The 21489-nt window shown below is 42.5% G+C and carries 21 protein-coding genes; 20 read left to right on the forward strand and 1 reads right to left on the reverse strand.

Translation table 11 applies throughout. The features are described 5' to 3' along the window. Window positions 1-98 precede the first annotated feature (98 nt). Both ACW6PM_RS03165 and ACW6PM_RS03170 read left to right on the forward strand, forming a co-directional pair. Complete coding sequence (locus ACW6PM_RS03165; RefSeq protein ID WP_456056209.1) at window positions 99-1961, forward strand: alpha-amylase family glycosyl hydrolase; 1863 nt, start codon at window positions 99-101, stop codon at window positions 1959-1961. Between the two features lie 4 nt (window positions 1962-1965). Next, window positions 1966-2568 carry a DUF5662 family protein gene (locus ACW6PM_RS03170; protein ID WP_308650625.1) on the forward strand — a complete coding sequence of 201 codons (603 nt, stop codon included), beginning with the start codon at window positions 1966-1968 and terminating at the stop codon, window positions 2566-2568. Here ACW6PM_RS03170 and ACW6PM_RS03175 read toward each other — a convergent pair. Next, on the reverse strand, window positions 2545-3432 hold the full coding sequence (locus ACW6PM_RS03175) for an RluA family pseudouridine synthase (RefSeq protein WP_456056210.1): 888 nt from the start codon (window positions 3430-3432) through the stop codon (window positions 2545-2547). The genes ACW6PM_RS03170 and ACW6PM_RS03175 overlap by 24 nt on opposite strands. On the opposite strand from ACW6PM_RS03175, the gene sigK reads away from it, so the two are divergent. The 18 genes from sigK (at window position 3431) to ACW6PM_RS03265 (ending at window position 21381) form a co-directional block, all read left to right on the forward strand. Beyond that, window positions 3431-4123 (forward strand): RNA polymerase sporulation sigma factor SigK, encoded by a 693-nt coding sequence (sigK, locus tag ACW6PM_RS03180; RefSeq protein WP_456056211.1) that lies wholly within the window; start codon window positions 3431-3433, stop codon window positions 4121-4123. The genes ACW6PM_RS03175 and sigK overlap by 2 nt on opposite strands. A gap of 90 nt (window positions 4124-4213) precedes the next feature. Next, on the forward strand, window positions 4214-5749 hold the full coding sequence (locus tag ACW6PM_RS03185; protein ID WP_456056212.1) for a YifB family Mg chelatase-like AAA ATPase: 1536 nt from the start codon (window positions 4214-4216) through the stop codon (window positions 5747-5749). Continuing rightward, entirely contained in the window at window positions 5746-6825 is a 1080-nt protein-coding gene (dprA, locus tag ACW6PM_RS03190; RefSeq protein WP_456056213.1) for a DNA-processing protein DprA, read from the forward strand. Before ACW6PM_RS03185 ends, dprA begins: the two co-directional genes overlap by 4 nt. Then, on the forward strand, window positions 6825-8909 hold the full coding sequence (gene topA, locus ACW6PM_RS03195) for a type I DNA topoisomerase (RefSeq protein ID WP_308650630.1): 2085 nt from the start codon (window positions 6825-6827) through the stop codon (window positions 8907-8909). Before dprA ends, topA begins: the two co-directional genes overlap by 1 nt. A 6-nt stretch (window positions 8910-8915) precedes the next feature. Continuing rightward, window positions 8916-9692, forward strand: coding sequence for a GTP-sensing pleiotropic transcriptional regulator CodY (gene codY, locus ACW6PM_RS03200; RefSeq protein WP_012742654.1), 777 nt, complete (start codon window positions 8916-8918; stop codon window positions 9690-9692). Between the two features lie 213 nt (window positions 9693-9905). Next, window positions 9906-10292 carry a flagellar basal body rod protein FlgB gene (flgB, locus tag ACW6PM_RS03205; RefSeq protein WP_308650631.1) on the forward strand — a complete coding sequence of 129 codons (387 nt, stop codon included), beginning with the start codon at window positions 9906-9908 and terminating at the stop codon, window positions 10290-10292. A 21-nt stretch (window positions 10293-10313) separates the two neighbouring features. Beyond that, window positions 10314-10754: a flagellar basal body rod protein FlgC gene (gene flgC / locus ACW6PM_RS03210; RefSeq protein WP_308650632.1), complete on the forward strand. Its 441-nt coding sequence runs from the start codon at window positions 10314-10316 to the stop codon at window positions 10752-10754. A 32-nt stretch (window positions 10755-10786) separates the two neighbouring features. Then, window positions 10787-11101: a flagellar hook-basal body complex protein FliE gene (fliE, locus tag ACW6PM_RS03215; RefSeq protein ID WP_012742651.1), complete on the forward strand. Its 315-nt coding sequence runs from the start codon at window positions 10787-10789 to the stop codon at window positions 11099-11101. A 13-nt stretch (window positions 11102-11114) separates the two neighbouring features. Continuing rightward, on the forward strand, window positions 11115-12716 hold the full coding sequence (locus tag ACW6PM_RS03220; protein WP_456056214.1) for a flagellar M-ring protein FliF C-terminal domain-containing protein: 1602 nt from the start codon (window positions 11115-11117) through the stop codon (window positions 12714-12716). Window positions 12717-12722: 6 nt separating this feature from the next. After that, window positions 12723-13727 carry a flagellar motor switch protein FliG gene (gene fliG / locus ACW6PM_RS03225; RefSeq protein ID WP_448754028.1) on the forward strand — a complete coding sequence of 335 codons (1005 nt, stop codon included), beginning with the start codon at window positions 12723-12725 and terminating at the stop codon, window positions 13725-13727. Next, window positions 13720-14577, forward strand: a complete 858-nt coding sequence (locus tag ACW6PM_RS03230) for a FliH/SctL family protein (protein ID WP_456056215.1) — start codon at window positions 13720-13722, stop codon at window positions 14575-14577. The genes fliG and ACW6PM_RS03230 overlap by 8 nt, the downstream gene beginning before the upstream one ends. A gap of 36 nt (window positions 14578-14613) precedes the next feature. Continuing rightward, entirely contained in the window at window positions 14614-15927 is a 1314-nt protein-coding gene (gene fliI / locus ACW6PM_RS03235) for a flagellar protein export ATPase FliI (RefSeq protein ID WP_308668520.1), read from the forward strand. A gap of 1 nt (window position 15928) precedes the next feature. Next, entirely contained in the window at window positions 15929-16366 is a 438-nt protein-coding gene (gene fliJ, locus ACW6PM_RS03240; protein WP_308650638.1) for a flagellar export protein FliJ, read from the forward strand. Window positions 16367-16378: 12 nt separating this feature from the next. Beyond that, on the forward strand, window positions 16379-17248 hold the full coding sequence (locus ACW6PM_RS03245; RefSeq protein ID WP_448754026.1) for a MotE family protein: 870 nt from the start codon (window positions 16379-16381) through the stop codon (window positions 17246-17248). A gap of 40 nt (window positions 17249-17288) precedes the next feature. After that, on the forward strand, window positions 17289-18737 hold the full coding sequence (locus ACW6PM_RS03250; RefSeq protein ID WP_456056216.1) for a flagellar hook-length control protein FliK: 1449 nt from the start codon (window positions 17289-17291) through the stop codon (window positions 18735-18737). Between the two features lie 23 nt (window positions 18738-18760). After that, window positions 18761-19474 carry a flagellar hook capping FlgD N-terminal domain-containing protein gene (locus ACW6PM_RS03255; protein ID WP_456056217.1) on the forward strand — a complete coding sequence of 238 codons (714 nt, stop codon included), beginning with the start codon at window positions 18761-18763 and terminating at the stop codon, window positions 19472-19474. An 8-nt stretch (window positions 19475-19482) separates the two neighbouring features. Next, on the forward strand, window positions 19483-19863 hold the full coding sequence (locus ACW6PM_RS03260) for a TIGR02530 family flagellar biosynthesis protein (RefSeq protein ID WP_308650642.1): 381 nt from the start codon (window positions 19483-19485) through the stop codon (window positions 19861-19863). Between the two features lie 84 nt (window positions 19864-19947). Next, window positions 19948-21381 (forward strand): flagellar hook protein FlgE, encoded by a 1434-nt coding sequence (locus ACW6PM_RS03265; protein ID WP_308650643.1) that lies wholly within the window; start codon window positions 19948-19950, stop codon window positions 21379-21381. The last annotated feature ends 108 nt before the right edge of the window (window positions 21382-21489 follow it).

Below are 21489 nucleotides of genomic sequence, written 5' to 3' on the forward strand. Positions count from 1 at the left end.
TATATTAATCTATTACATTATATCAAATTATTCTATACAAAAAAAGTCAAAACTAGTATAATAAATAAATACTAGAATTTTTGATTGGATGGTGTTGCATGAAATTTCGATTAACAAAGGGAAACTTTTTAAAACCAGGTGCTTATATTGACGGGGATAGTGCGATATTCACCTTTGCGGCAGAAAAAGAGGACGCATGCAGCATTGTTTTACTTGATAAATCAGGAAATACCGCCTGTGTGCTTGATATACCTGCAGAGTATTCGACCGGCTCTCTTTACTCTGTGAGAATTCATGGCTTTTGCGGGAATGAGTATGCTTATTATTTTAAAATTAATGGAAAAAGGTGCATAGATCCTTACGCCACAAGAATCCTCGGCAGGGAAAAATGGAATGATAAAACAAGAAGTGAAAACGACTACGAAATAGCCTGCGGGATAGATAACTGTGATTTTGACTGGAAAAATGACAACTTTCCTGAGATTACACGCGACAGGATGAAGCTGTATAAGCTTCATGTAAGAGGCTTTTCCATGGATGCAGCAGGGGATAAAAAGCATAAGGGTACCTTTGAGGCTGTGTCTGACAGGATAAATTACATCAAGAAATTGGGCTTTACTTCAATTCTCCTCATGCCTGTATACGAGTTTGAAGAGATGACAATCCCTGTAAAGCATGATATCCCGGAATATGCAAAGCCAAAGTATTCCATAAGGGATGAGCAAAGTGTGTCCACAAACAAGCAAAATGACAAGGTCAATTTCTGGGGCTATACCGCCGGCAATTATTTTGCCGTAAAAGCATCGTATGCTAGTGACGCTTCAAATGCCTCCAATGAGCTTAGGCGTCTCGTCGAAAGGCTGCACAAAAACGGCATGGAATGTATCGTAGAAATGTATTTTCCTGATAGAACTGACCATAATCTGATACTCGATGCGCTCAGATACTGGGTCATGAGCTTTCATGTAGATGGTTTTAAGCTTCTTGGGGATAAGCTGCCTGTTACTGCGATAGTGCAGGATGCCCTTCTTAGCCGTACAAAGATACTCTATGATGGCTTTGATATGTCGGTCGTGCCGCAAAACAGGACATATGAAAATCTCTACATCGACAAGGAGGAGTATCAGTTTGCGGCGCGTATGATGTTAAACCATATCAACTGCAATATGTATGAGCTTTTAAACCAGCAGAAAAAGCAGGGGGAGAATGCCGGCTTTATAAACTATATATCAAGCAATAACGGCTTTACACTGAGCGATTTATTCATGTACAATGACCGTCACAACGAGGCCAATGGCGAGAAAAATGCAGACGGTCCTTCCTGGAATTTCAGCAATAATTACGGCTGTGAGGGTCCTTCGCGAAAGAGGTTTATCCGTGAGATAAGAAAGCTTAAGTGGAAGGATGCCATGCTTCTTTTATTTTTGGCACAGGGAGTGCCTATGATCATGGCGGGTGATGAGATCTGCAATTCGCAGGACGGCAACAACAATGCCTACTGTCAGGACAATCCTACAGGCTGGGTAAACTGGTCAAATGAGAAGAGCAGAAGGGAAAATATCAGGTTCTTAACCAGACTTATCAAATTCAGGAATGAGCATCCTGTTATTTCCTGTCCAAAGCCGTTTAAATTCAGCGATTATAAGGCTGTGGGGTATCCTGATTTATCCTATCACTGCAAGAATGCATGGATAGGCGAATGCGATGCCACAAAGCTTTGTGTGGGTGTGATGTACTGTGGGGATTACAATGAAATTAATAAGGACTATGTATACGTAGCCTACAATTTTTATTCATCCAGGGAGAAACTGGCTCTCCCTAAGCTAAAGAAAGGAATGAAATGGTATGCAGTCTGCGATTCTGCGCTCAAGGAACCGTTTTATGACACTCCGATGCTGTGTGAAAACCAGCAGTATGCAGATGTCTCACCGCAGTCGGTATACATCCTCATAGGCAGATAAACATATGAAAGCAATAAGACATTTTATAACAATTACACATCACAAGCTTTTAGTCCTGCAGGGGTGTTTTAAGATAGGGCTTTATAAGCAGGGGCTTCTTCATGACCTGTCAAAATATTCACCGACAGAGTTTCTTGTTGGCTGTAAGTATTATAAGGGGTATATGAGTCCGAATAATGCAGAAAGAGCAGACAGAGGCTATTCATCCGCCTGGCTTCATCATAAGGGGCGCAATAAGCATCACCTGGAGTATTGGATTGACTATGCTGTTTCAAAGCCGGGTGACGATAAAGAGCATACCAAAATGGAGGGCATGAAAATGCCAATAAGGTATGTCTGTGAGATGTTTATAGACCGTGTGAGCGCCTCTAAGAATTATCAGAAGGAAAAGTACACCGACAAAAGCGCACTGGAATACTACGAAAAAAGCGTGGATCACTACATGATTCATCCCGATACAAAGGCGATGCTTGAGTATCTGCTTGTCATGCTCTCTGTAAAGGGAGAGGAATATACGTATCGCTATATAAAGAAAGAGGTTTTAAAGGGACATATCCCATACGAAAAGGATAAAATAAATCAACTAGAACAAGGACTTCATGTCTGATGGAATATCAGACCTGAGGTCCATTTTTTGCCCTGTGACAGGATGTGTAAACACAAGACGGCCTGAGTGCAGTGCCTGTCTGGATATATATGTATAGTCCGGATTATATAAAAAGTCGCCTATCAGTGGGAATCCGATATACTTCATATGGACACGTATCTGGTGAGTGCGTCCGGTAAGGAGCCTTAGCTTGATTAGTGATAAATCATTATCCGGGTTGTATTTAATCCTGATAAAATCGGTTACAGCATATTCGCCTCGCTTGAAATCAACACACCGCTCTATTGTGGAAGCGTCCTTTCTTGCGATCGGAGCATTGATGCGCATGCATTCCGGGGTACACCCGCTGCAGACGGCATAGTAGGTCCTGTGTATGGTACGTTTTGCGACAGCATTGCCGAGTATCCCTCCTGCAAGTGCGTGCTTTGCGACAATTGTAAGCCCTGTGGTATCCCTGTCCAGTCTGTTAATGCATCTGTATGTAAACGGCTTTTTCTGACTGTCATAGTAGTACATGAGCGCATTTGCAAGTGTGTTGTCATGGTTTCCGGCGGAGGGATGGGCAGGCATGTCAAACGGCTTGTTTATTACGATGATATCATCATCCTCATATGCTATATCAAGAGGCAGCTTTACAGGCGCAATATTATCAGAGCGCTCGTTTTCGACAATGCAGACTGTGATTAAATCGTCCTTGCATAGCTTTTCGTTTGTATAGGCCCATACACCGTTTCTTAGTATGCCATGGTCTGTCTGCTTAAGCCTTACAAGCACCTGATGTGTGTAGCCAAGCTCCTTCAAAAAGCTTTCTATTGTTTTTCCTGTATCATTTTCAGTGATTTTGTAGTCTAATTTTCTATTCATGGCAAAGATTATATCACAAAATACAGATTTGAACATAATATATTATAAGCAAATAATGGCAGGGTGCTATGTGAATACATTTTTATCACCGCTTAGTTTGGAACGTGAGACGGAATGCCTGAAAAAAGTGGCTCAAAATGACAAAGAGGCTAAGGATGAGCTTATATTACACAATATGCGCCTTGTGGCACATGTTACAAAAAAATATGCGGTAAGCGAGGATGAGATGGAAGAGCTCATATCCATAGGCACCATAGGCCTGATAAAGGCAGTGTCCTCATTTAAGGCTGATTACGGAAACCGTTTTGCAACCTTTGCAATCAGATGTATCGAAAATGAGATTCTGATGCATTTCAGAAGCCGTAAAAAGAGCCGGGGTGATGTGTCCATATTTGAACCAATAGGCACTGACAAGGAGGGAAACCAGATTCATCTGGTGGATGTGATTGAGAACGGACAATCTGACGTGGTATCGGATATTGAGGCATCTGAATCGCTTAAGATTTTAAAGAAAAATATGAGAAGTGTTCTGTCTGACAGAGAATACTATATTATTACAAAACGCTTTGGGCTTGACGGCGAAAAAGAGCTGACACAGAGGCAGATTGCGAAAAATCTTGGTATTTCGAGGTCATATGTTTCAAGAATAGAAAAGGCCGGGTTAAAAAAATTACGAAAACTGCTCGAATAGGTGTTTACAAAAGGCAAAAATATGTTATCATAGAGCCATGTCTTTTGTGCATTTGTCTATGCATTTACCCCAATTGGAATAGGAGTATATATGTACAGTACAGTCAGAACGGCTGTTTTGGACGGAATCAGTGCGATTCCGGTGCAGGTGGAGGTTGATATTTCAACCGGTATGCCTGTTTTTGATATGGTTGGAAATCTCACCTCAGAGGTGAGGGAAGCAAAGGAGCGTGTTAAAACAGCGCTGCACAGCCTTGGGATTGTTTTGCCTGCGAAGCGGATCACGGTAAACCTGTCGCCTGCAAATATTAAAAAGACAGGAACAGGCTTTGATCTGCCAATAGCTGTCGCTATTTTAACAGCTATGGGAGTAATTGACGCGGAAAGCATAAACGGCTGCACACTGGCAGGCGAGCTTAATCTAAACGGTGAAATCCTGCCGGTCAGCGGCATACTGCCGATTGTATTTGATGAGTACAACAGAGGCATTGGAAAGTTTATTATTCCAAAACAAAATGAAAATGAGGGCAGGCTGGTCTGCGGTGCAAAAATATTTGGAATAAGCCATCTGAATGATGTTATTGCACAGTTTGATGACGCGTCATTTACCTGCCAGAAAATGAGCACAGCACATGCGCTGCAGCAAGATGAAAAATACGCCGATTTTTGCGATGTTAACGGACAAAAATTCATTAAAAGAGCCTGTGAGGTGGCTGCAGGTGGTATGCACAATATATTGCTTGTTGGACCTCCGGGTGCAGGCAAGACAATGATAGCAGAGCGTATGCCGTCCATTCTGCCTCCTCTTAGTGAAAATGAGAGACTTGAGCTGTCAAAAATATACAGCATCTGCGGTCTTTTGGACAATGACAGCTCCTTAAGGGACAACAGACCCTTTAGAAATCCTCACTATTCCGTCACTCAGGCGGCATTAATCGGCGGAGGAACGAGAATCAATCCGGGCGAGATATCGCTTGCACACAATGGCGTTTTGTTTTTGGATGAGCTGGCTGAGTTTAAGGGAGGTCTGTTGGATCTGCTCAGGGCTCCGCTTGAGGAGCATTGTATCAGGCTTTCGAGAGCCGGCAGAAACGTGACATATCCGGCTAATTTTCTGCTGTTTGGCGCGATGAATCCATGTAGCTGCGGCTATTATCCCGATATGCAAAGGTGTCGCTGCTCAGAGCCTACCCTGCGCAGGTATTTTGATAAGGTCTCGCAGCCTATAATAGACAGGATTGACATATGTGTGGAGGCGTCACCTCTTAGCTTTGAGGATATAAACAGTACTACAACCAATGAATCGTCTGCGGACATCAGAAAGCGTGTTATGCACTGCCACGAGCTTCAAAAGGAGAGGTTTAAAGACGAGGGCTTTTCGTATAACTCAAAGATATCTACCGACAAGCTGGAAAAATACTGCTTCCTTGGAGGTCGTGAGAAAAGCTACATGGAAAATATGTTTGACAAGCTTGGACTGACAGCACGCACATACCACAAGATACTTAAGGTTGCACGTACTATAGCTGATCTGGATGGCTGTGAAAACATAAAGACAAAGCATCTGAACGAAGCCATATGCTACAGAAGCATCAATGAGAAGTTCTGGGGAGGTGCTGTTTCATGAGGTTTAAATACTGGCTCACAGGCCTTACGGAAATAAGCAATGCAAAGAAAAAGCTTTTATTTGACTGCGATATAACGGCGGAAAAGCTGTTTTTTATGCCAAAGAACGAGCTTTTTGATATTTTGTTTTTCACAGATGATGACAGAAAAATAATCCTTGAATCAAGGGCTTCCTATGATGTGGAGAATGAATGGATATTATTTCAGCAGAAGGATATAGGCTTTGTAACAATAGAGGATGAGGCTTACCCGGACAAGCTTAGAAACATACACAATCCGCCGTATGGCCTATTTTACATAGGCGCTCTTCCCGACAAATCAAGAAAAAGTGTCTCTATAGTCGGAGCCCGGGGCAGAAGCGCATACGGCTGTGAGGTAGCAAAGGCACTGGCAGCAGCACTTTCAAGGCAGGGAATACAGATAATAAGCGGCATGGCAAGAGGAATAGACAGAGACGCCCACATGGGGTGTCTGGAGGCTTGTGGAAACACATATGCAGTCCTTGGCTCGGGAGCCGATATCTGTTATCCTAAAGAAAACCGCTTTTTGTATGATAAAATAAAGCTATCCGGAGGAATAATCAGCGAGCTTATGCCGGGCACAGACCCTCAAAAAATGTTTTTTCCGATGAGAAACAGAATAATTTCTGGGTTATCCGATATAGTAGTTATAGTCGAGGCAAAAAAGAGAAGCGGATCACTGATTACGGCTGATTTAGCTATGGAGCAGGGAAAGGATGTATATGTCATTCCGGGGCGTATCACCGACACCTTAAGCTATGGCTGCAACAGCCTGATTAAACAGGGCGCAGACATTATTTATAATATTGATGAATTTGTCTCAGACATTACAATGACTGGGTTTACAGAGTGCACACAGATGGATTTCAGAAAAAATATACTTGATAAAAAAGAAGCATTGGTGTATAGTTTACTCGATTTTTGTCCTATCGCAATCGGGACATTGTCTCAAAAAGTGCCGTATGAATTATCGGAACTATTTGAATTATTAGAGAATCTTATACAAAAAGGATTTGTTAAGGAGACAATTCCAAATTACTATATAAGGAGTTTATAATGGCTAAATATCTGGTTATCGTAGAGTCGCCTGCAAAAGTAAAGACTATAAAGAAATTCTTGGGAAAAAACTATGAGGTAATGGCATCAAACGGTCACGTGAGGGATCTGCCAAAGAGCAGCCTTGGAATAGATGTGGACGGTGATTTTGAGCCGAAATATATCACAATCCGCGGAAAGGGTGAAATACTCGCTAAGCTTCGCAAGGAAGCTAAGAAAGCCGAGAAGATATATCTCGCAACCGATCCCGACCGTGAGGGAGAAGCCATCTCATGGCATCTGCTTCACGCGCTTAAGCTTGAGGGCAAGGATGTCAGCCGTATCAGCTTTAATGAGATTACGAAGAATGCAGTCAAGGAATCCTTAAAGCATCCAAGAAAAATAGATATGGATCTTGTGGACGCTCAACAGGCCAGACGAGTTTTGGACCGTATTGTAGGTTACAAAATCAGTCCGCTGCTGTGGGCCAAGGTCAAGAGAGGGCTTAGTGCGGGAAGAGTACAGTCTGTTGCGCTTCGCATCATCTGCGACAGGGAGGATGAAATCAATGCATTTATCCCTGAGGAGTACTGGAGCCTTGATGCCACGGTTGATGTGGAGGGCGAGAAGAAGCCGATTACTGCAAAGCTATACGGCAAGGGTGACGACAAGATAGCCATTTCCTCAAAGGAAGAGATGGATAAGGTGCTTAGCGAAATAGAGGGGAAGGCCTGCAAGGTGCAGAATATCAAAAAAGGACAGCGCAGCAATAAGGCTCCGCTTCCTTTTACAACCAGTACCTTACAGCAGGAGGCTTCAAAGGCCTTGAATTTCCCGATATCAAAGACTATGCGTATAGCACAGCAGCTCTATGAGGGCGTTGACATAAAGGGTCAGGGTACGGTAGGTATCATCACATACCTGCGTACTGATTCTGTCCGTGTGTCAGATGAGGCTGAGGCCATGGCAAAGGATTTTATTTCAAAAAGCTATGGAGACAAATACCTGTCAAGCGGTGAGGGTGCTAAAAAGAGCAGCAAAAATATCCAGGATGCCCATGAGGCAATCAGGCCTACTGATATAAACAGAGTGCCTTCTGAGATTAAGGAGTCACTGTCAAGAGATCAGTTCAGGCTGTATCAGCTTATCTGGAAGCGTTTTACGGCGAGTCGCATGGCAAAGTCTGAGTATGAGACTACTACAGTAAAGCTCTCTGTCGGAGAGTATATATTCAGCTTTGCTACCTCAAGGCTTTTATTTGATGGTTTTGAGCTTGCATATACCGCTGCAGATGATGCAAAGAAGGAAAAGCAGCCTGTGCTTAAAAATCCTCTGACAGAAGAATCGCTTCTTACAGTTGAGGAACTTTTGCCTAAGCAGCATTTTACACAGCCACCGGCACACTACACAGAGGCTTCTCTTGTAAAGACACTTGAGGAGCTTGGAATAGGACGTCCAAGTACCTATTCTCCGACCATTTCTACAATACTTGCTAGACGTTATATCACTAAGGAGAGTAAAAATCTCTACGTGACAGAGATTGGAGAGGTTGTAAATTCCATCATGAAGGAATCCTTTCCGACTATTGTCGATGAGCATTTTACAGCCAATATGGAGTCGCTTTTAGACGCGGTAGCTGAGGGTAAGGTTAATTGGAAAGCAGTTGTTGAGAACTTTTACCCTGATCTTAAGGAGGCTATAGACAAGGCTGAAAACGAGCTTGAGAAGGTTACAATACAAGATGAGGTGACAGATGAAATCTGCCCTGAATGTGGACGCAATCTGGTGATAAAATACGGTCCGCACGGCAAGTTTTTAGCATGTCCGGGATTCCCTGACTGCAGATTTACCATGCCTTATCTTGAGAAAATCGGCGTCAATTGCCCTAAATGCGGTAAGGATGTTGTGCTCAAGAAAACAAGGAAGGGCAGGAAATATTATGGCTGTATAGACAACCCTGAGTGTGATTTTATGAGCTGGGGCAGGCCTGTTGAAGAGAAATGCCCTCGTTGTGGAGGATATATGATTGTAAAGGGAAACAAGATTGCCTGCGCAGATGAGCAGTGCGGCTACGTAACAGATAAAAAGCCCGAAAGAGAGGAATAACAATTAATGGGAGTACAATTATTAGATAAGACACGTAAGATTAATAAGCTTCTTCACAACAACAATTCATCAAAGGTTGTGTTCAATGATATATGTCAGGTGCTCACCGGTGTGCTCGACTCGGACATACTTGTAATCAGCAAAAAGGGCAAGGTGCTTGGCTCGAGTATCTGCAAGGGCGTGGATGAGCTTCATGAGCTGATCGTTGATGAGGTTGGAGGCTATATTGACACTGAGCTCAATGAAAGGCTTCTTGGCATCCTGTCAACAAAGGAGAATGTAAACCTAGAAACACTTGGCTTTGGTGAGGATACAAGAATGTACAAGGCTATTATCACTCCGATTGATATAGCCGGTGAGAGGCTTGGAACTCTTTTTGAGTACAGAAGTGACAGAGAGTATGACATTGACGATATCATTCTTACAGAGTATGGCACGACAGTAGTAGGGCTTGAGATGATGAGATCCGTAAATGAGGAGAATGAAGAGGAAAAGAGAAAGGTAGCCATTGTCCGTTCGGCTATCAATACACTTTCTTACTCAGAGCTTGAGGCAATTCTGCACATCTTTGATGAGCTTGACGGCAATGAGGGTATACTTGTTGCCAGCAGAATAGCTGACAGGGTAGGCATTACCCGCTCGGTAATCGTAAATGCCCTGCGCAAGTTTGAAAGTGCAGGTGTTATCGAATCGCGTTCATCAGGCATGAAGGGCACATATATCAAGGTGGTAAATGATGTGGTCTTTGATGAGCTTGACAGAATCCGGAATAAAAACAAGTAAATAAATTATTTTTAAGGACTTATGTTTGAAAGAACATAGGTCTTTTCTATGTTTTCGGCATATATATAGTGCGTCTATCGACAAAATAATACAATATAATGTAAAAAACAACAAAAACATCTTGTGTTTTGTCGATTTTACTTTATAATATATATATTAGGGTACATATGTGGTATTTTTATGATATGCAAAAAGTGTATTGGAGGAATATTTATGATAAACTCAACGGCCTTTGATTATGTCAATGTATTGACCAAAGCAGCTGATGCAAGCTACCAGAGAGAAGCTATACTGGCAAACAATATATCAAATGTTGATACTCCCGGCTACAAGCGCAAGGATTTGAATTTTGAGGGAGTGCTTTCGCAGGAGCTTGGCAGATGCAAGCATCAGTCGCTTGACAAGAAAATAAGTGAGCTTGATACCTCAAAGCTGAATGCAAACGTATACACAGACCATTCAAATTACTCATACAGGATGGATGGCAACAACGTGGATATAGACACTGAAAATGTCGAGCTGGCGTCTGAACAGATTAAGTACGAGGCACTCACAAGCAGTATAAGCTCGCAGTTTTCACGTATGAGAAGCGTACTGTAGTAATTATGGAGGTTTAATGATATGGGATTATTTCAATCATTTAATATAAGTGCGTCCGGCATGACGGCTGAGCGCTTCAGAACAGATATCATTGCGCAGAATATTGCTAATGTCAACACCACATCCACCAAGGATGGCACACCATACCGCAGAAAGATTGTGACCTTTTCCGAGAAAAACGTCACACCGTTTTCTCAGATATACTCTTCATCAAAGAAGGCGGCTGTTGGAAACGGCGTAAAGGTAAGCAGCGTGACATCAGATTATTCAACTGATTTTATTAAGGAGTATGATCCTTCAAATCCTGATGCTGACGCAGACGGCTATGTCTCTTATCCAAACGTCAATACGGTTACAGAGATGACCAATCTGATAGATGCCACACGTGCATATGAAGCCAACGCAACAGCCTTTGAGGCAAGCAAGTCAATGGCAGAGAAGGGCTTACAGATAGGTAAATAGTCTGAAAGATACTTACATAAAGGAGTTTTTTAATGGATATTTCAAACATTAATGGAATTTCAACAGGAGATATTAAATCTTTTTTTAACAATACATCTCTTACCAAAACTGACAAGACCGATTCATTTTCCGATGTGCTATCTGCCGCCATGGGGAGCATAGGCGAGACGAATGATCTGCAGAATGCGGCAGAGCAGGAGGAAGTGAGATTTGCACTTGGCGAGTCTGACAATACACACGATCTGCTTGTTGCAGAAACAAAGGCGGCTGTGGCATTGCAGTACACTGTTGCTGTCAGGGACAAAATAATTGACGCATACAAAGAGCTTATGCAGATGTCAATATAAGGAGTAATACAAAATGCCGGAACGTTTAAAGGCTATTTTAGATAAAATAGCTGCATGGTGGAAAAAATTCAATACAAAGCAGCGCTCTGTACTCATAAGCATAGCTGCTGTGGTTATAGTGGCTCTTGTAATACTTGGTGTGGTCATATCAAGACCTACACAGGTTGAGCTGGTCGAGGCAGAAAGTGCATCAGAGGCTTCAACAATAAAGGGAGTACTTGAGGACAACAATATAAGCTATGAGGTGGATAGCAAGCTGGTCTTTTTTGTCAATAAATCAGATGAGGTAAATGCTATTATGGCACTGGGCGATAACGGTATCCCGGCGCAGGCATACTCGATAGACAATGTAACAGACGGAAGCTTCTCTACAACAGAGGCCGATAAGCAAAAAAAGTACCAGGTATATCTGGAGGATAAGCTTAAGGATCATCTGGAAAAACAGTCATACGTAAATGAGGCAAGTGTTGATATCACTATGCCTGATAAGGATGGAACAATTCTTAAATCGAAAGAGGAGGCAACTGCGGCTGTCACTCTTGGACTTAAGGATTCGATTACAGATGACCAGGCCTACGCAATAGCACGTCTTGTTGCAACAGCTCTTGGAAACGATACCACAAAGGGCATTACTATCATCGATAAAAAAGCCAATGTACTTTATTCGGGTGGAGATTCCGATACCTCGGCAGGTCTTGCGACATCACAGCTTTCCTACAAGCAAAAGCTTGAGGAGCAGGTAAAAAATGAAGTTAAAAAGACCTTAGAGAGCTCAAATATTTTCTCGAATATTGAGGTTGGCATGAATCTGGACATAGATTTCAGCAAGACTGAAACAGCCCAGAAAAATTACACGCTGCCTGACGGTCAGACAGATACAGGCCTTTTGGACAGTGAGTCGAATTATCAGTCGGATGCAACCAATGGTCAGGCTGCGGTTCCTGGAACTGATTCAAACAGTGATGACACTACATACACTACACAGGATGGCACTCCATCAGAGTCATCAATCACCGATACTGACAAAAAGTACTTAAATGATGAGAAAATCACAACAAGTAAAAACGATGGTGGCTCCATCAAGTATGATTCTTCATCCATTACAGTGGTTGCGACCAGGTATAAGGTATATGATGAGAGTGCCCTTGAAAAGAGCGGAAAGCTCAAGGATACAAGCTGGGAGGAATACAAAGTAAAGCATGCGGATCCGGTCAAGGTGACGGATGTAGACCAGGATCTTGTGACATCTGTGCAGAATGCAACAGGTATTTCACAGATTTCGTTCCTTGTATATGAACAGCCTGAGTTTGTTGATAAGGCATCGGGCATGCGCTCATGGAGTGATATATTACAGATTGCAATCACTGTCCTTATTTTCGCACTGCTTGGCTTTGTAGTATTTAAGAGTACAAGAAGCAGTGAGGAAGAGCCAAAGGAGGAGGAGCTGTCTGTAGATTCTCTTTTAGAACAGACGGCTGAGAATAATGAGCCTCTTGAGGATATTGGATATAACGAGAAGACTGAGACACGTCTTCTGATAGAAAAATTTGTTGATGAAAATCCCGAGGCAGCCGCGCAGTTGTTGCGCAACTGGCTTAATGAGGATTGGGAGTAGTTACATATGATAGATGATTACAGTGGTTTACAAAAGGCTGCTATTCTTTTAATTACACTTGGACCGGAAAAGGCTTCCGCTATCTTCCAGCATCTGAAGGAGGATGAGATAGAGAGTCTGACTCTTGAAATAGCCAACACCAGAAGCGTCTCACCGCAGGATAAAGAGTCTGTTTTGGATGAGTATTATCAGGTATGTCTCGCGCAGCAGTATATTGCTGAAGGTGGTATCGGCTATGCCAAGGAGCTCCTTGAAAAGGCTCTCGGCAATGAAAAGGCTCAGGGAGTTATCTCCAAGCTTACAGCGTCATTGCAGGTCAGACCATTTGAGTTTGTCAGAAAGACAGAGCCTGCACAGCTGCTTAATTTCATACAGGATGAGCATCCTCAGACAATAGCCATGATTTTATCCTATCTGTCATCTTCACAGGCTGCCATGATACTTGGAGCATTGCCTCCTGAAAAGCAGGCTGATGTTGCAAGACGTATTGCCCAGATGGACAGAACATCGCCGGATGTCATCAAGGAGGTCGAGAGAGTGCTTGAAAGAAAGCTCTCATCTCTTGTCAATCAGGACTATACGATTGTCGGTGGCATAGATTCTATCGTCAATATATTAAACAGTGTAGACCGTGCTACAGAAAAGCGTATCATGGAGTCACTTGAGGTTGATGAGCCTGAGCTTGCCGAGGATATCAGAAAGAAGATGTTTGTATTCGAGGATATACTTCTTCTTGATGACAGATCTATCCAGAGAGTGCTTCGCGATGTGGAGAATGCTGATCTTGAGCTTGCTCTCAAGAGCTCTACTGAGGAAGTACAAAATGTCATATTCAGGAATCTTTCAAAACGACTTGCCGCTATGATAAAAGAGGATATGGATTTCATGGGTCCTGTACGTATGAAGGATGTTGAGGAGGCACAGCAAAAGATTGTTGCAGTTATAAGAAAGCTTGAGGATTCAGGTGATATTGTCATTTCAAGAGGCGGAGGTGATGATATAGTTGTCTAATATATTAAAGCAGTATCGTGTTGCCACAGAAGATAAAAATGTCCGCGTGATAAACAGCAATTCCACGATAAAACAGATTTTTGCCGATTCCGTAAGTCGCACCGCTGACAACTATGCAGGCATGACGTCTGATTTACAGGTAAGCCCGGGGGGAGCAGAATCCATAACTTCTGATGCGCAGGAGGCTGACTTCAATGAGGGCATAAATGCTGCTGTGGTCTCGGAAATTGATGTGTCAGCTGATAAAGAAAGGCTCTTAGAGGGCGCAAAGCTTGAGGCTGACAGTATAGTGAAAGAAGCAAGGGCAGAGGCCTCGAGACTTTTGGATGAGGCAAAGCAGCGTGCACAGATACTGTATGCTGACAACAAGTCAAAGGGCTATGAGGATGGTCTGGCTGAGTGTCAGAGAGCTTTTGACGAAAAAGAAATTTCTTTAAGACAGGAGCTTTCGGATAAAGAAAGCTCTTTAAAATCAAAATACGATGCTTATTCAAAGGAGCTTGAATCAGATCTGATTGATGCAATAATCCAGGTCTTTAACAAGGTTTTTAAAATACAGTTCGATGATAAAAAGGATATTTTGTTTCATCTGGTAGAAAATACCATGTCAAATATAGAGGTGGGCAAAGAGTTCCGTATCCATGTAGCTCATTCAAACTACAAGTTTATGATGTCGCATCTGGCTGAGATTCAGGAGCGTATAGGCAATGATATTGATATCGAGGTTGTAAATGATGCAAATCTTGACACAAGTGGCTGCTTTATTGAGACAAGCTTTGGAGTATTTGATTGTGGAATTGATATGGAACTCAACAATCTGGTGAAGGATATACGCTCACTTTGCAGCTGATATAGCTGTATGATTGTTGAGAGAAAGGGATTTTAATTGTTAGAGGTAGCACAAAAGTATTTACAATTAAAAAACGGTGAGTACTACAAATGCTTTGGCAAGGTAGCCAAAGTAGTAGGTCTTACGATAGAATCAATCGGTCCCAAGGCTAAGCTCAATGATCTTTGCATGATTTTTCTTGACAAGGAACGCAGGGATTATGTCATGTCAGAGGTGGTAGGGTTTAAAGATTCACATCTTATTCTAATGCCGTTTGACAATGTTGAGGGAGTTGGTGTCGGCTGTATAGTTGAAAATACAGGACATCCTCTCACGGTAGCTGTCGGAGATGAGCTTTTAGGCCATACAGTTGACGGAATAGGCCGTGTAACCGACTGCGATGAAAAAGACCTGAAGCTTGACAGTGCATATCCGATAGAAGCACCGCCGCCTGATCCGATGTCCAGAGAAATTATAAGTGATGTGCTTCCTCTGGGAGTAAAGGCGGTAGATGGACTTATCACTGTAGGAAAGGGGCAGCGTATCGGTATTTTTGCGGGCTCAGGAGTCGGTAAAAGTACTCTTCTTGGTATGTTTGCCCGCAATACAAAGGCAGATATCAATGTAATTGCCCTGATTGGAGAGCGAGGCAGGGAGGTTAGAGAGTTCATAGAAAGGGATCTCGGCCCTGAGGGTATGGCGCGCTCCGTCGTAGTAGTTGCAACCTCTGACAAGCCGGCTCTTATAAGGAACAAGGCTGCAAAGACAGCTACCAGTATCGCTGAGTACTTTCGTGATAAGGGTGAAGATGTGCTTTTGATGATGGATTCACTGACACGTTTTTCCATGGCTCAAAGAGAGATAGGACTGGCATCGGGAGAGCCACCTGTGACCAGAGGATATCCACCAAGTGTGTATTCCGAGATGCCAAAGCTTTTAGAGAGAGCCGGAAGAGCTGATAAAGGCTCTATCACAGGGCTGTATACTGTACTTGTGGACGGAGATGATTTCAACGAGCCGATTACAGATACGGCACGTTCTATTTTGGATGGCCACATCATGCTCGATAGAAAGCTGGGACATAAAAATCATTATCCGGCTATTGATGTACTGCAGAGTATTTCGAGGGTTATGAGTGCTATAGCAACAAAGGAACACAAAAATCTAGCCGGCAGATTAAAAAACGTGCTAGCCACATACACAGAGGCGGAGGACCTTATCAATATCGGCGCATACAAAAACGGCTCTAACCCCGATATCGACTATGCTATCCAAAAAATTGGTGCCGTTAATTCATTCCTTTGTCAGGGAACAGATGAGAAATTCAGCTTTGAGGAAGAGCTTGAGCTTTTAGAGAAGGTGTTCGAGTAGTATGGGAAAATTTAAATACAGCATGCAAAATATACTTGATATAAAGATTAAGCTTGAAACGCAGGCTAAAAACGAGTTTTCTGAGGCAAATCGTGCGTATCTGACTGAAAAAGAAAAGCTCGAAGCACTGTTTAAAAAGCGTGCAGCCTATGAAGCAGCTCTTAAGGAGCAGCTTTCAGGTAGCTTAAATATATCTGAGATTAATATTTGCAAAAAAAACATAAATTCACTCAAATCAGCTATCCGCACACAGCTTATGAATGTTAAAAAAGCAGAGGATATGCTTGAGGTTAAAAGAGTGGCATTGAATGAGCTTATGAAGGAGCGCAAGACACATGAGAAGCTGCGCGATAAGAAATTTGAGGATTTTCAAAAAGAGGAAAAAGACAACGAATCCAAAGAAATAGACCAGCTTGTGAGCTTTACCTATAATTCGTAGTCCGGAGGAAATATGGCAGAACTAAACGAAGCAGAAGAAAATATGGATGCTAAGAAAACTAAAAAAGAAAGGAAAATGGAGGAAAAAGCCGCTAAAAAGGCTGCTAAAAAAGCAAAGAAGAATCATGACACCAATAAGCCCGATACAGAAAATGATGACGGTGATTCTGTCTCAAGCAAGATTGTCATGGTGCTTGTTACTATACTTATTATCGCAATATGGCTTGGAATATTTGCAGTTTTTGTAAAAGCAGATGTGGGTGGCTTTGGCTCGACTGTACTTGCGCCGGCGCTAAAGGATGTGCCTGTACTAAGTAAGATACTTCCTGATTCCGGCAATATCACTGCATCTGAGTCTACAGAGACCGCAGGCTACACAAATTTGGACGACGCGGTTTCAAGAATTAAGGAGCTTGAAAAACAATTGGATGATGCCAATAGCAAGAATCAGGCGGATGCCCAGACAATCAATGACTTAAATGCCCAGATACAGGATTTGAGCACCTATAAGGAGGATCAGGCAGCCTTTGAGGAGGAAAAAGAAAAATACTACGAGGAGGTTGTTTTTTCCGATAAAGCACCCGATATAAAAGAATATAAGAAATTCTACGAGCAGGTAGATCCTGCCAATGCAGAAATCTTATATAAACAGGTATGTGAACAGCTTGAACAGGACGATGAGATAAAGGATTATGCCCAGACATATTCCAAGATGAAGCCTAAGGAGGCCGCAGCTATTTTTGACAGCATGACCGACAATCTGTCACTTGTTGCCAAGATATTAAATGCCATGGATGCCCAGTCAAGAGGTAATATCCTTGGCAAAATGGATTCGGCTACGGCGGCAAAGGTTACTAAGATCATGAATCCTTCACAGAACTGATAGCATATCTGACTATAATAATAAAAGAAAGGAGGAGAATATGGCGGACAATACAATATCACCTGTTGTACCAAATATATCAGGCGGTATGACAGCTTCGACAGGGCAGAAGGCTATGTCACAAACAGCCAAGCAGTCCGGTATTGACTTTAAAAGCTATCTTGGCAGCCGAACAGTAGTGCAGGATAATGGTACTACGTTTTTAAACCAAAGCAGTTCTTATGCTGTAAATAAAAATACTGCAAAGGAAATGAGCATCAAAACTGCTTCAAATAGCAGCATCACAGACAAAAAAGCACAGGAAATCACAGATGATATATCTTCGCAGATAGTTGAAAAGGTAACTGATGACCTCGATATATCTGAGGATGAGCTTAATAATGCAATGCAGCTTCTTGGACTGACAGCTATGGATTTACTCAATCCTGCAAATCTGGCAGCCTTATATTGTGAGGTTACAGGAAGTGTATCTGATCCACAGGCGCTTGTGCTAAATGCTGACTTTACTGCATTGTTTAATGATATGTCTCAGATTGCATCTGAAAATGCTGCACAGCTTGATTTATTGTCACAGCTTACTGCTTCAGATGATGGTGAAATACTAAATACAGATATAATTTCTTCGGCTGATGCACCGGAGACCGCTGAAGCTGCAGATGGCGTAACCACACCTGAAAAAACAGTTGACATAAGCTATGACAATGCCACTGCTTCGAATCAAAATATAAACGACACTGCGGATGAAGCTGTTAAGGTATATGATGGCAGTACGCAGGATGGCTCATACCAAAACACAGACGAAGGCACTTCTTCAGGCGAAACAGGCAATGGTGTTACATCAGGTGAAAATACCGACAAGTCTCAGACGAAGGTACAGGCTGACAGCAGCCCTGATAATTCTGATGAACGAATATTGCAGCATGAAGATGTCGCACACTCAGACAATTCAGTGCTTCATGTATCTGTCAGCGAACAGCTTAATACCGATACTTCATTTGAGCTGTCACAGTCGCAAAACCGTTCACATATTGATACGACAGATATCATCAGACAGATTGTCGACAGTATAAGCATATCAAATACCACTGAAGAATCGGCGATTGAGCTTCAGCTTACACCTGAAAGCCTGGGAAGAATGTATATCAACATATCTCAGAAGAACAGCGAGATAACAGCAAGAATTGCAGTTTCCAATGAGGCTGTAAAGGAAGCCTTACAGACGCAGATGGTCAATCTCAAGGAAGCCTTGAACAATTCCGGTATCAGGGTAAATGAGGTGGAAATCACCGTTGCATCACATGAGTTTGAGAGAAATCTCGAGCAGGGTGCTGCAAACGACAGCAGACAGCAGGAGAGCACAAATTCCTATAATGGCTCAAGCAGCTCTGACAGAGGAATAGACAGCGATATGATGCAGGCAAGTGATAAAGAAAGACTTGTGACACAGATTATGAGAGATAACGGAAATTCGGTAGATTTCACAGCATAAGGTGTCATGAAAAAGGAGGACAAATGGCAATTACAGCAAATGTTACAAACGGAAAGCTAGACAAGACAAATACCACTCCGACACAAAACAGAAAAAAAAGCAGTACAAAAGCAAGTGGCTCAAATCTGGGCTATGATGATTTCTTAAAGCTTTTAAGTGCAGAGATGCAGTACCAGGATCCACTTGAGCCGACAAGCAACACCGACTATGTGGCACAGATGGCTACATTCTCACAGCTGGAGGCAACTCTTTCTATGAAGGAATCCATGGCATCGTCATATGACCAGACTACAAAGAGTGCAGCACTTTCACTTGTGGGCAAGGAGGTTATTGTGACTGATAAGGACAGTGCTTCCGGATACTACAGTGGCAAGGTAGACTATGTTACATATAAGGATGGCAAGATTCAGCTGTCTATCAATGAAAAAATGTACGATTACTCAAGTCTCTACTCTGTTTCAACAGACGAGTACTATGATGCGATTGTAAATTCAAGTACATTTTCAAGTCTTATAGCAAAGCTTCCAAAGATAGAGAATCTGACAACAGCTTCAAAGGACATCATAGAGGAAGCAAGAAAGTTGTATGACGGGCTTTCGGATTATGGAAAGCAGTTTATAAATGCGAGTGATTACAGCAAGCTTCAGGCTTACGAGGATAAGCTAAAGAAGCTTATTGCGGCAGAAAAAAATAATCAGTCGGACAGCAAAGAAAACGATACAAATCAGACTGCGTGAGGTGAATTATGAAGAATATCATTAATAATTACTCATCCATAGAGCAGCTGACAAACCAATATCTAAACAAGCAAAAATCTACAGACACGAAGACAAATGGTATATCCTTTGAGGATATATTAAAGCAGCAGACGCAGCCTGTTAAATTTTCAAAGCATGCAGCAATGCGGCTGACACAGAGAAATATTAATCTCTCCGACGACCAGAGCATGCGCCTTCAAAAGGGGATAGCGGCAGCAAATAGCAAGGGTGTAAACGATTCACTGGTGCTTGTGGATGATATGGCATTTATAGTAAATGTGCCAAGCAAGACTGTTGTCACTGCAATGGATCAGGCAGAAACTAATTCAAATGTATTTACAAATATTGATGGAGCGGTAATTATGTAGCCGGACCTTTTAAGGAGGCAGAGGGCTTTCGAATGACAGAAAAAGCCCATACCGTCCATCCATACTATAGGAGGACAAACAACTATGATGAGATCACTTTATTCTGCTGTGTCAGGACTTAAGACACATCAGACAAGAATGGATGTTATTGGTAACAACATCGCAAACGTAAATACTGAGGCCTTTAAGGCATCTTCAGTGCGTTTCAGTGAGATTATGTACCAGACCACATCGGGCGCTTCGGCCGGAAACGGAGCTACAGGCACCGGTGGAAAGAATGCAAAGCAGATAGGTCTCGGTGTTAAGTCGGGTGCCACAGCTGTAAATATTACAGGAGCAGGTTCGGCTGAGACTACCGGCAATCCATTTGATCTTCGATTAAATGACAAAAATTCGACCAACTTTTTTGTGGTAAGTGATGGAACAAACCGCCTTTTCACCCGTGCCGGCGATTTCTATGTGGATGGCAACGGCTTTTTGTGCATGAGCTCTACAGGATACACATTGCAGGGCTGGCAGGTAGATGCAAAGGGCAATGTGATGAAGGATACCGTGTCATCACTGCAGGTTATGTCGTCTGCTACTAAAACCTCAGCACCTGAGGCTACTACAAAGGCATATGTATCAGGAGTGCTTGACAAAAATGATGCCCAGGCAGCCGACACCGGAAGAATCATAACCATAGGCTTTTTTGATGATCTGGGATATAACTATACTGCAAAGTTTGGTATTAAAAAGACGAATACCGATGGTACATACGATGTAACTCTCAAGGATATCGTTGATTCTAAGGGTAATTCCATATTCGATGTGGACAGGGATGGTAATTTTATTACAAGCCAGGGTCCAAACGGACAGACAATGTACTCATATAAAGGAAGGGCTGTGGATCCACAGACTATATTCGAGGACGCTTCACTTGTGTTTGATCAGAGTGAGGGTACCTTTACATCAATTTCAAGTGCAAACTCACCGGCTGAAAAGACAATAAACCTGAATCTTTCTGTCTTAAACACACAGGATGCCTCAATAAACGGAAGTAATTTCAGCAATATAGAGGTGGATTTCAGCAAGTGCATGAACTATAACAACAACGGAACCTCTACTATCGGTGGTATGAACGGTGACTTGCAGGGTGATGGCAAGGGAAAAGCACTCGGAGCACTTACAGGTATATCTGTCAGTGATGACGGTAAGATTTATGGTTCATACGACAATGGTAATACAGTTCTGCTTTGCCAGATAGCTGTAGCACAGTTTGCCAATGCATCTGGTCTTGAAAAAATCGGAGACAACTGCTACCAGAGCACATTAAACTCAGGTGAGTTTGATGGAATAGGAGTAGAAATATCGGCTGACGGAGGCTCTATCTCATCAGGAGAGCTTGAGATGTCAAACGTAGATTTATCTTCACAGTTTACAGATATGATTGTCACTCAGCGTGGTTTTCAGGCAAACTCACGTGTCATCACTACATCTGATACACTTCTCGAGGAGCTTATCAATCTTAAGAGATAATAATTTCGCAAGGTATTGGGGGATGGCTTAGGCCATTTCCCAATATTTTGTGTATTTTTTGACAAAAATATTATTTTTACATAGACATTTACACTAAAATTTAGTAAA

It is taken from the genome of Agathobacter sp. (genome assembly GCF_977054825.1).